Below are 10,628 nucleotides of genomic sequence, written 5' to 3'. Positions count from 1 at the left end.
GCTCCTACCGCTTTCCAGGAGTTGGTTTAAAGGGACTTTGCTAGAAGCCCATTGGCCCGATTGAAGGGGGCATGTCAACGGCACTCAACGGCTGAACTGCTCGGTGGTTTGCAGGTGCTCCGCGCGAAAGGGTACAGCACTGAGGAGATAGCTCACAAGACGAATCTGGACGCGTCCTATATCAACGGAATTCTTCAGTTACTCGATAAGGGCGAGCAGAGGCTACTTCAGGCTGTTGAGAAGCGTGTCATGCCTCTTTGGCTCGCAATCGATGTCGCGCGTTCGTCTAGTGACGAGGTGCAGGCCGCGATGGTAGCGGCATACGAATCCAAAACCTTAACCGGCGAACAGCTTATGCGAGTACGGAAAATTCTCAGCAAGAGAGAGATATCCGGAAAGAAGATGAACGGACGCCCGGTCTCTAGAGATAAGACTACTCCGCAGAAGCTGCTGCGAACCTACAAAAACGAGGTTCGTCGCCAAAAATTGGTTGTTCAAAATGCCACTCTTCAAGAGCAGCGCTTGCTCTTGATAACTTCCGCCCTGAAGCGATTTCTTGGAGACGAGCACTTCAGAACTCTTTTGAGGGCTGAAGGAGTACGCGACATTCCTGAGGCCGTAGCCCGGCGAATCCCTTCGGAGTTGATGCCATGACAAACGTGAAGCACGGTTTCGAGCCGTCCGTGGTTGATGTTCCCCTTGAGAAAATTATCGCTGATTCACCTCTCGCCCTAGGTGTCTTGGCGTCAGCAAAATTCAAGACGATTCTCGGATCTATCGCTGAGCTTGGGGTTATCGAACCGCTCGCTGTATATCGGTCGTTGCGGCGGCAAGGCGAATTTGAGCTGCTCGATGGACGCTTAAGACTGGAAGCGCTAAAGGAGCTGGGGTGCGCAACTGCCCCTTGCATGGTGTCTACGGACGACGAGGGGTTTACTTTCAATCGTCACATAACACGTCTTTCTGCTGTCCAGGAGCATCGAATGATCCGTGCAGCTTTGGCGCAAGGTGCGTCCGAGAAGCGAATCGCCGAGGTGCTGCGGATGGACGTGAGAAGCATTCGTGACCGAGTCACCTTGCTTGATGGCATAGCGCCTGAAGCTGCCTCGATACTCAAGAATAGACAGGCGACCCCTAAGGTCTTTCGTATGCTCAAGAAGATGAAGCCATATCGTCAGATAGAAGCAGCGGAGATGATGGTGGCGGCAAACAAGGTGACGGGCGCATATGCTGAAATGATCGTCGTCGCCACGCGACCAGACGCATTGGTCGACGGTGCTCGGATCAAGAAGAAGGATGAGATATCCCCGGAGGACATCGCGAAAATGGAGAGCGAAATGGACCGCCTGAGACAGGATTGTCAGGCCGTCGAAGATGAAATCGGGGACACCATGCTATCGCTTGTCGTCGCAAAGAGCTTTATGGCGCGGCTTCTTCGCAATGAGAATATTCATGGCCATCTGAAGCACTACCATGGGGACTTGTTGTCTAGTCTTGTAGCGACCATGAACGCGATATCTGCTGATAATCGGATCACCGAACGAGAGTAAGTGCGCGACGTCAACATCAAAAACGCAATTCGAGCGCGTAGCAAGATAGTGGATGTCGTGCTGTTATTCGTTGAGTGACATGAGCCAAAAGGTCGTTGCGATCAGACGCCCAGTGATTCTCTGATGCCGACGAAAAATGGTGGGAGTACTTCTGGTGACGCCCCATGAAGAAATCATGGAGGTTGGGATGAAAGCTGGAGCGCAACGACGCGGAGTTTCACGCCGCGTCGTTATGGTTCGAGCCTTGGGAAGCTAGGGTATTACCATTATACGACGCCCGCGAAGGGTGCCATTCTACGCGGGGATTGTGGCGTTTGGCAATCTGCGTGTTTCGTCGGTGGGTACGATTCTGGGGTGAGAGTCTTGGGATCGATCCCCATCGCAGGCGCTTTTTGAGATTCTTTTTGGTCCGATTTCAGGACGGTTTGAGGACCGTGAAATTACGTGGTTTACCCAGTTTGACCAGCTATTAAGCCGAGATTTAATATTTCGATGCAGTACTACACGATTAATGGTTGTTCTTTCACGGGGAAATGCCATGGCGGGTAAGACTACAGGGGCGAAAGCTGCCCACAATGCATCGAAGGTTCTTGAAAGCGCTTCGACCGGCAAGAATTCAAAGACGGCAGCCGGGAGCGCGTTGTCCCAATCACATACCTCGAAAGTAACTTCAGCGAAAGCTGCGACCGCCGCATCGAAGGTGTTGCAGGATGGTCGGACAAGTGCTGCGTCCAAGAGCGCAGCGGGTTCAGCGTTATCTCAGCGGCAGGTCACCAAGAAGACTTGAGAGAGGGGGGGGAATGGCTTGGTATCACAGCAGATCCACGCTGAAAGAAAGCGATGGAAATAAGGATTGGTGGCGAAAGAAGTACGGTCCCGGAGAGGAAGTGCCAGTATCAGGGATTTATCGCTGTGAGGGCTGTGGGAGGGAGATCGCGTCAAACAAGCAGGATCCATTTCCCCCGCAGAATCATCATCAACACACGACAGCTCAAGGAAAGATCTCTTGGGAACTCAATGTTCGAACCGATTCTGATCCAGGATAATTCATATCGCGGGTGCAACGGCTCGTGGTGGCATGCCACGAGCTAAACTCTTCGCCTGTAAATTGCCTTGACGGCCCTCCAGTAGTACTCCCACCCTTCGCGTTGACCGGCTGCAACACCACGGAATACGCGGAAATCCTGGTCTAGGTTTGCAGCTAATCTATCTAAGGACGTACCTCAATTGGCGATTACGGTGACCACGACCGGTGGTTTTCGTATGTGGTCCTGCCCTTCGGGATAACGAGAAGAGAAAAATATAATAATTGTGTGATCCGTTATCTTTTTGCGGCAGGGCAAGGCGGTGCGGCACTTGCGGATACTCGGTAATACACGAATTAAGGTGTTGATCTCAAAAAGTGATAAATTCGCTAGCTGCGAAATGAAGCAAAAAGATCAAAATTCCGAGGCCAGATAAATGGGGAGTCGTGGAACACAGCGCCCACAAAATATATGTGGTGCGTGCCAATACACTTGGTATCCAAGGGGTAAGGATTTATCGCTGAAATGCCAGCGGTGTGGTAGTTCAGACGTTCAGATCGTTCCGGTCAAAAGCGCAGGGTTAGGCGGCTGTCTAGTTGTGTTGGTAGGAGCTGCCTTCCTGATACTTGTCATCGTCGGGATTTTCAGTAAGAAGGATGAAACATCTCCAGCGCTGACGCGGGCAGAGTCCAATACGACGAGCGAGTCGACCCAGCAGATCGAGACTCCGTCTCCTCCTCAAGCCTTGCCAACATCCCCTTCGGAAGAGGAGGGGCAACGTGGGGTCGGGCCTACTGCTGGACCGGGAACTTCTGCTGGGACGGCTACAAGGTCGTTTGCGACCAGTTTCGATTGCTATGCCGCTAAGGCTCGGGATGAACTAACGATCTGCAGTGATCCCGGGCTGGCGGCGATGGATGTCGAACTTGCTGCCGCGTACCGTGCTGCGCTTTCAAGTGCGGGAGCGAACATGGATGCGCTGCGTGTCGCTCAACGAGCATGGCTGAGTGAGCGAAGCGAGTGCGGCGACGATCTTGATTGCCTTCGGAGAATCTACGGTGAGAGGTTGGGGCAGTTCCGAGGTTCTATGAGCTCGACTGCTCCCGACGCTTCGGGGCCTCGCCTAGTAGAAAAGCCCTAGCGAGCTACACTCGCTGTTGGTAGAGATTGATGAGTTCAACCGTGTCGATCCCAATGGCATCAGCGATATCCACGAGTTCGGGAAGATCAAGCCGGTGCTTGCCGGACTCGTAGTCGAGGACGAACGCTTCAGGTTTGCCAAGTCGGGTGGCAAGCTGTTTTGTTGTCAAGCGTTTCGCGTGCCGGGTGGTAGCAAGGATTTCGGCGAGAAGGTCGATGCGGCGCTGATGGTGTGGGAAGAAGTTCATGAGGTGCGATCTCCGGAGTGGTGATCGCACCGTCCGTTGAACCGGTGTGGAGTACAAACCGACACGGCGATGCATCGGTGCTCGATGGTGTCAGGGGTTGGACGAGTTACCGCTAGGACGCTTCGTTTTTTCTGAAATGTTTCGCGTCTATTTCGCGACATCTGCCGAGAAATTCCATGACTTCTTGTGTGCGATGCTCGTTCTTCGAACTAATGGTTCCCTTTTCGAAGAACGGCAGTACCCCCGACGGAGTCTTGAGGACACGGTTGAGTTCGAGAGATAGGAGTACGACGGCTTGATACGCCGGGACGACGTTCGCAATCAGGCGATCAGAATCCCTCTTCGCGCGGTGCAATCGTCTTTCAACATCTTCGATGTTCGTTAGGTCAAACAGTCCTGGATGGGATTTGTTGTGTACCAAGAGGTTTCGTGCGGGGATGAGCGTACGTAGTGCATTGAGTGCTGGTCCGTCAGGTTTGAGAGGTTTCCCGCAAATAAGCTGTGGTACTACGACCCATTTTCCGATCACGTCTAGTTTGTCTATGATCGATTCGGCGTAGGAGTCGGTCAGGTGAATTGCGGCTAGATCGTAGATTGCGGATTCACATCCCATTGCCGAAAACACGATGGTTTGTATTGCGGCCTCTGTAATTCTCTTCTTGTAGCCGAAGTATTCTTCTGGGTCACCATCTGAGCCCGGATCGACTACGGGATTTCTTTGGCCCGTGAGAAAGCGCCCGAGAGCCGTTTCTGCGATCTCTGCATAGGTCCACGCTAAGCTGTTCATTCGTGTCCATGTGGTCCGGACCTGATACTCCGCCGTGTGAATCACATCATCCATTTACGTGTTCTCGATGTGTTGGCGATACCGCTTGATGAACTCGACCGGATTAATCTCCAACGCTGCTGCAACCTCGATGAACTCACAGAAGTCGAGACGTCTCTCCCCCCGTTCGTACTTCGACACGAACGATTGGGTCTTCCCAAGGCACTCCGCAACTTCTACCTGTTGTAGCCCCTTCTCCTTGCGGGCATCCAACAACATTTGACGGAACACTTGGTACTTGGGGTCATGAATAGGATGCGGCATCCGGTCATTCTGGACCGGCCAGAGTTTCATAGACACTCACGAGCCGTTTAGAGCATAGCGCAGTTCAAACTCAATCGGCGAAAGATCGCAGGCGGAACCATGCCGACGTACCGGGCTATAAAACACTTCGCTGTAACCGAACAAGTCCGAGGGCGTCATTCGCCCAGAATTTCACCCGCACGCATCGTGATGCCACGATAACCCCGCATATCCTGCAAGGTTTTCTGCTTAGGTTTGCCGCCAATCCATCTACGGATGCACCTCATCCGTGGCGATAGCTGCAATAACCAATGGCAGGCGCTATCGATGGACGCATCCAACTATGAACTGCCCACTACGTCGGATCGCGGTCGTAGACGATTTCTTGCGAGATGTGTTTGTAATCGGCGATATCCGTTGCGACGCCATCTTCCACCAACCCAAGATTGGCGAGGCGGATCTGAAATCGAGTCGGTCGTACGGCTTTCTGCCACGTTGCGTTGCCCGCGTTGCCGTATGTCACCGTCGTGCTGTAAAAAATTACCCTACCCGCCTTCAACCGTTTGAGTGCCTCGATTTCCGGATCCTTGATGCCTTTTACCCCGCCGGAGGTATTGAATTTGTTTGTGATCGGCGTCAGGTTCTCGCGAACGTCATTGCCGCCGAGGGTGTCCGCAACCAAGTGACCGGCAACGAAGGCGTTTCCAGCGTAGTTGAAGTATTGTGTCAAACGCGTTTCCAGGTCCCGGGGAGTGGCCGCATCCCCGGATTTGAGTGCGCCCGGCAACGCCGTTTTGATCTCCGATCTCGTACCGAGTGGCTCCCCCGAAATCGTTTGCATGGCGCCGTATCGAATCAGACTCCCTGAAGGCATGCGCTGCGTGCCCGCCACCGCGTTCTTGAGTTCATTCGTCTTCTCAAGCAGGCAGATCTTGATCCGGTACATCAACGACTCTTTATTTACGATCCCGGTAATCGTCCTGTCGTGCAACGGTATTAGCCAACTGAACAGCGTCAATACGTTATCCCGCAGCGTCGGATTGGCGCCTAGCGACATATCCGAGATCGCCGTGAATGGCGTAATGTATTCCCGCAGTTTCGTATATCCGTCCAACTTGGCGCGGGTGCCGTAGCGCGCAGAAATGTTGCCGATTTCAACCTGATAATCGGGGCGGTTCGAGAACCAACCCTCCACCGTTGCCTTGATCGCATCGAAGTCCGTCGCCGCGCCCCCCAGACGGTGGCTGCCCGCAGCGGCCGCAAACGCCGATGCTCGCGGATTCGCCAGGTGGAGCAGCACTTCGTCGATATCCCTGACTTCCGCCGCCTTGCCAAGCAAGGCGTATTTCACCCGCGCGCCTTTGAGCATCCACTCGAACGCCTCGATGTTCGGGTCGTCCGGTTCCACGCCCGCCGCGATGATGCCGCTAAGATCGATCGTCAGAATGTCGTCGAAAAGGTAAGTGATGCCGGAAATGGGATCTCTGAACTCCGGTGGCGTGGTGACCTTGACCCGTTGCACGACCCCCGGGAAATGACGCACGCCACGCGTCGAGATTTGCTTCGTCTTGTCCGATCCACCCGATCCACCCATGCTTGCCGCCGATGCCCCCATGACATCCGCTTCGGCCTCCAGTCCGGCGTCCTCATTGACGGCGACCGCACCTTTCAATTGGCGGGTGGCCGCCACGCGGCCCTGCTTTTGCTGAACGACATGCCACGCCTCGTGCGGCAGATGCCGTTCCTGCCCGGGCGCCAGATGAATGTCGTTGCCTTGCGCGTACGCATGCGCCTGAAGTTGCGCCGGTTTATCGGACTGATAATGAACCTTGACGTCGTCCATCGACAAACCCGAAAGCTTTTCCACTCCGGATTTCAATGAATCCGGCAAGCCGGTGCGATTGGGGGCGTCTGTTGTCGGCACCGCCTGACGAGCAGTATGCCCGTCGGCCATCCTCTGAAAGACGCGAAGTGGTTGGGTACGAGAACTGGTCGCTACGTCGCGCTTGAACTGTGCCGCCCTTGTCGCGTCAGGCCGGTTGTCGACGAATGACACGGACGATGTGCCCGATGCGCCCAATGCGCCTGATGCACCTTCCGGCCCCTCCCAACGGCGCTCAGCTCGACCTTGTTCGTCCCGATGTGTTGCGTCTGCATGCTCACTCATTCCGGCTCCTCGGCGGTTCGGCGACAGCCTTGCGAAGTGACGACAATTCAGGCGGCGACTGCAATCGCAAATCGACCCAGGAGGACCGGTCCGCAGTGAGCGCATTCTACTCCGGCGCTCATTCCGTCGCCTTCATCGCCCTCGGCATCCGATAAGCGATCGGCAGTGCAAGTCCTGACGCCTGACGCAAACGAAAAAGCGCCCGAAGGCGCTTTCTTCTCATCCAATGCCGAGCCGCCGGACATGAGTCCTGCGACACGTCATACCACCGTCCCCCATCACCACCGATACCGATACCCCACCTGTCCATAAACATTGCGACGATAATCGCCGCCCATGTTCCGCGCGTACTTCACGCCGGCATAGAGCGACGCTGCGCGGCCGAGCGTCGCCTCCACACCCGCACCGAGTTCATACCAGGTCTTCGCCAGGCTGCCGTCGAACGTGGCGCCGCCGACATGCGTTGCGCCCGGCGACAGGAAGTCGTGCACCACGTCAAGCGTCAGGTACGGCGACGCCGACCCCACCCCCACCGCATCGCCCAGATCCGGCGTATTGAGCTTGATGCCGACGCGGCCCCGCAGCGCGTTCGTCGTATTGCCCGACACCGACGAAACGCTGTCGCTGAAGCCGTTCAGATGCAGATACTGGTAAGCCAACTGCACCTGCGGCATCATCGTGAAGCCCGAACCGAAGAGCGAGAACTTGTGACCGATCTCGCCCGACAGCGCTGCACCGAAACCGTTTTGCGTCGCACCCACGCCGGTGACATCGCTGTACTTGTTGCGATAGTGCGAGACCTGCGTCGTCACGTCGAGGAAAGCGCCTTGCGGCAGGATGCGCGTCCAGTACGCCCCGACCGATTGCGCCTGCATCGACACCGAACCGGTCGCCGCCGAGAGCGTCGGGTCCTGCGTGCGCGCCCTGTCCGAGAACGACGCCGAGGCCGATCCGAACGTCGCCGTCACCCCCGCCAGCGCGCTGCCGCCCATGCCCGTGGTGTCGGTATTCAGACGCCAGTCGCGCCCGAACTGCGCCGCGAACATGCGCTCGTCAGCACCGAAGCGGCCCGACATCGTGCTGTCCATCGTCTTGCCGTACACACGTCCCCAGACACCATTCGACGCCGCCTCGCCCACGCCCCCGTTCGTCCGCACGCTGCCAAGGCGCTCCTGCATCCGGCCCAACATCGTGAAGCCGACGTCGGTGTTCAGTTGCGGCGTCATCGCGTATGCGACGGTCGCCGGGCGATAGACGGTCTCGCCCGACGCGTACGACGTCGACAGGAACCAGCTCGGATCGCCACCCACCGGCCCGACCTTGCGAAGCAGATACTGATACGCCCCGGCCTGCACTGGCGAATCGAGTTTGAATGCGCCGTCCGGCGCCGTACCGTTGACCTGCACCAGTTCGAGACCGTTGCCCGGCATCGGCACGCCCGCGCCCGACACCTTCAGCTTCAGGAAGGTCGTGCCGCTGGCGTTGCCGTTGATGACCAGCTTGTCCGACGCTATCGAGCCGTCGGCCCCGATCGTCGCGCCCATCAACGCCGTACCGTTGTTGCCGACGTAATCCCCGGCAATCGTGAACGTGCCGAGGTTGCCGGCAACCGCGCCCGGCGACGCGCTGCCCACCGCGAGGATGCCGGCGTTCGTCACGCTGCCCAATGTGCCGCCATAGCCTGCGAGCGTCGCCCCCGCAGCGACCGTGGTCATGCCGCTGCCCAGCGTCGCGCTGCGGTGCGATGCGTCGCCGACGATCACCGTCGCGCCGCTCGCCAGCGATGTCGGCCCTGCGTAAGTCCCGGCGCCGTTGAGCGTGATCGTGCCCGCGCCGAGCGAGACCGACGAGAAGTTCGAGATCCCGCCGTTGTAACGGAAGGCGTTGCCCGCGCCTGGCGTGATCGTCAGTGTGCTGACGCCCGTGCCACCCGAAATGTCGCCGTTGACCACCGCCGAGCCGCCCAGAATCTGGAGGCTGCTGTTGCCGCTGCCCAGATCCACGGCCTTGCCGCTCTGGTCGGCGGTGATCGTGCCGTAGTTGACCACCGTGGCATCGGTCGCGCCGGTATTGACCACGGCCGCCGTCGCTCCGCCGCCTTGCAGCGTGCCGCCCGCTTCGTTGACGATCGTCACCGTGAAGGCGTTGCGCGCGCCCGTCACCGCAATCGCCGAATCGCTCTGACCGCGAATGAGACCGCTGTTGACGATCGTCGTGTTCGTGTAGATGCCCTGCGGCGCGATGGGCAAACCCGACACCGGATCCTTGTCGACGCCGGCGAGCGTGATGCCGCGCCCGATGCCGCCGGGCGTGTTCTCACCGACGATGGTGCCGCTGTTGACGATGGTGCCGCCCCCCACGGTGACGCCTTCGCTGACGTCGTTGTTCGCTCTCGCGCCACGAATCAGGCCGGTGTTCGTGATGTTCACGATACCGTCGACGTCTACCCCGTCGCCATCGCCCGTCACACCATTGCCGATGATCGTGCCGGCGTTGACGATGGTGACGACTTCCCTGGCGTTGAAGCCGTCAATGTTGATGCCGGAGCCGTTCATGCCCTGAATCGTGCCGCCGGCATTGTTCGTCACCGACAACCTGAACGTGCCGTCGGTGGTGCCGTCGACACCCCCGGTAATCCCGTGCCGCGCGCCCTGAATCAGTCCCGTGCCGGCGTTGACCACGCTCACGCCACTGTTCGACTGCGCGTCGATGCCGTCGCTGCTGCTCGTGCTGCCCGGGTTATTGGTCGCGCGAATGATGCCCGCGTTGTTCACTACGCCATTCACTCCCGGGCGCACCGCATCGGCTTCGTTCGCCTGAATGACACCGCCGGCGAAGTTGTTCAGGACGTTGGTGCCTGTCGTGATCGCATTGAAATCGATCGCCTGACTGCCGCCGCCGGACGTGTTGGTCGACGTGAGCGTGCCATAGTTGTTGAAGACGATGTTGCTGTTCGCCTTGTTCATCTGGATGACGTCGGCGTCGAACGTGGTCATGCTCGCCCCGACACCGTTCGTCACGCTCAGGGTCAGGCCGCCGGTGTTGTCGCGGATGGCGCGACCGGTGCCGGTCATGTTGATCGTGCCGTTGTTGACGAGGGTGGCGTTGCCCGTCACGGTGATGCCGACTGTGCCGCCGCCGACGGACAGCGTGCCCCCGCGATCGATTGTGCCGGTCTGGCCGCTCGACAGCGTTTGCGCCGTGGTGGACGTCTGTCCGTTCACGATCTGGAAATTGGCGGCAAGGGCGTGCTGCTCAGCGAAAAGCGCGATAACGCCCGTCAGAATGGCGATGGGTTTCATAAACTCCGATGTCCTCTTTGGAACTTGTTCGAAGTGGCCAAGTATTGGATGGCGTCATGACGAATTCATGAAATGAAGTGAAAGGATGGAAAATCGACGGTAAATGAGGCCAATCAAACGACCGATG

8 protein-coding genes are annotated in these 10,628 nt (G+C 57.8%); 3 read left to right on the top strand and 5 right to left on the bottom strand.

Features of this window, described 5'->3' with window-relative positions:
* The first annotated feature begins 51 nt into the window (after positions 1 to 51).
* The 3 genes from PAN31108_RS10320 (at position 52) to PAN31108_RS26995 (ending at position 3,716) form a co-directional block, all read left to right on the top strand.
* Entirely contained in the window at positions 52 to 654 is a 603-nt protein-coding gene (locus PAN31108_RS10320) for a plasmid partitioning protein RepB C-terminal domain-containing protein (protein ID WP_150668756.1), read from the top strand.
* Complete coding sequence (locus PAN31108_RS10315) at positions 651 to 1,550, top strand: plasmid partitioning protein RepB C-terminal domain-containing protein (RefSeq protein WP_150668755.1); 900 nt, start codon at positions 651 to 653, stop codon at positions 1,548 to 1,550. The genes PAN31108_RS10320 and PAN31108_RS10315 overlap by 4 nt, the downstream gene beginning before the upstream one ends.
* A gap of 1,461 nt (positions 1,551 to 3,011) precedes the next feature.
* A complete protein-coding gene (locus PAN31108_RS26995; RefSeq protein ID WP_150668752.1) occupies positions 3,012 to 3,716 on the top strand; it encodes a lysozyme inhibitor LprI family protein in 705 nt (234 codons plus the stop codon).
* Positions 3,717 to 3,720: 4 nt separating this feature from the next.
* Here the strand turns inward: PAN31108_RS26995 and PAN31108_RS10295 are convergent, their stop codons facing one another.
* The 5 genes from PAN31108_RS10295 to PAN31108_RS10275 all read right to left on the bottom strand — a co-directional run bounded on the left by PAN31108_RS10295 (position 3,721) and on the right by PAN31108_RS10275 (position 10,501).
* Positions 3,721 to 3,963, bottom strand: coding sequence for a helix-turn-helix domain-containing protein (locus PAN31108_RS10295; RefSeq protein WP_150668751.1), 243 nt, complete (start codon positions 3,961 to 3,963; stop codon positions 3,721 to 3,723).
* 112 nt (positions 3,964 to 4,075) lie between these two features.
* Positions 4,076 to 4,804 carry a hypothetical protein gene (locus PAN31108_RS10290; RefSeq protein ID WP_150668750.1) on the bottom strand — a complete coding sequence of 243 codons (729 nt, stop codon included), beginning with the start codon at positions 4,802 to 4,804 and terminating at the stop codon, positions 4,076 to 4,078.
* On the bottom strand, positions 4,805 to 5,083 hold the full coding sequence (locus PAN31108_RS10285) for a helix-turn-helix domain-containing protein (RefSeq protein WP_246183872.1): 279 nt from the start codon (positions 5,081 to 5,083) through the stop codon (positions 4,805 to 4,807).
* Between the two features lie 304 nt (positions 5,084 to 5,387).
* Positions 5,388 to 7,199, bottom strand: coding sequence for an eCIS core domain-containing protein (locus PAN31108_RS10280; protein ID WP_150668749.1), 1,812 nt, complete (start codon positions 7,197 to 7,199; stop codon positions 5,388 to 5,390).
* A gap of 278 nt (positions 7,200 to 7,477) precedes the next feature.
* The gene (locus PAN31108_RS10275; RefSeq protein ID WP_150668748.1) at positions 7,478 to 10,501 is read right to left on the bottom strand and encodes an autotransporter family protein; all 3,024 of its coding nucleotides are present in this window, start codon (positions 10,499 to 10,501) and stop codon (positions 7,478 to 7,480) included.
* Positions 10,502 to 10,628: the final 127 nt, after the last annotated feature.

It is taken from the genome of Pandoraea anhela, assembly GCF_902459655.1.
Taxonomy (GTDB): domain Bacteria; phylum Pseudomonadota; class Gammaproteobacteria; order Burkholderiales; family Burkholderiaceae; genus Pandoraea; species Pandoraea anhela.
This window is presented reverse-complemented; position numbering and strand designations above follow the sequence as displayed.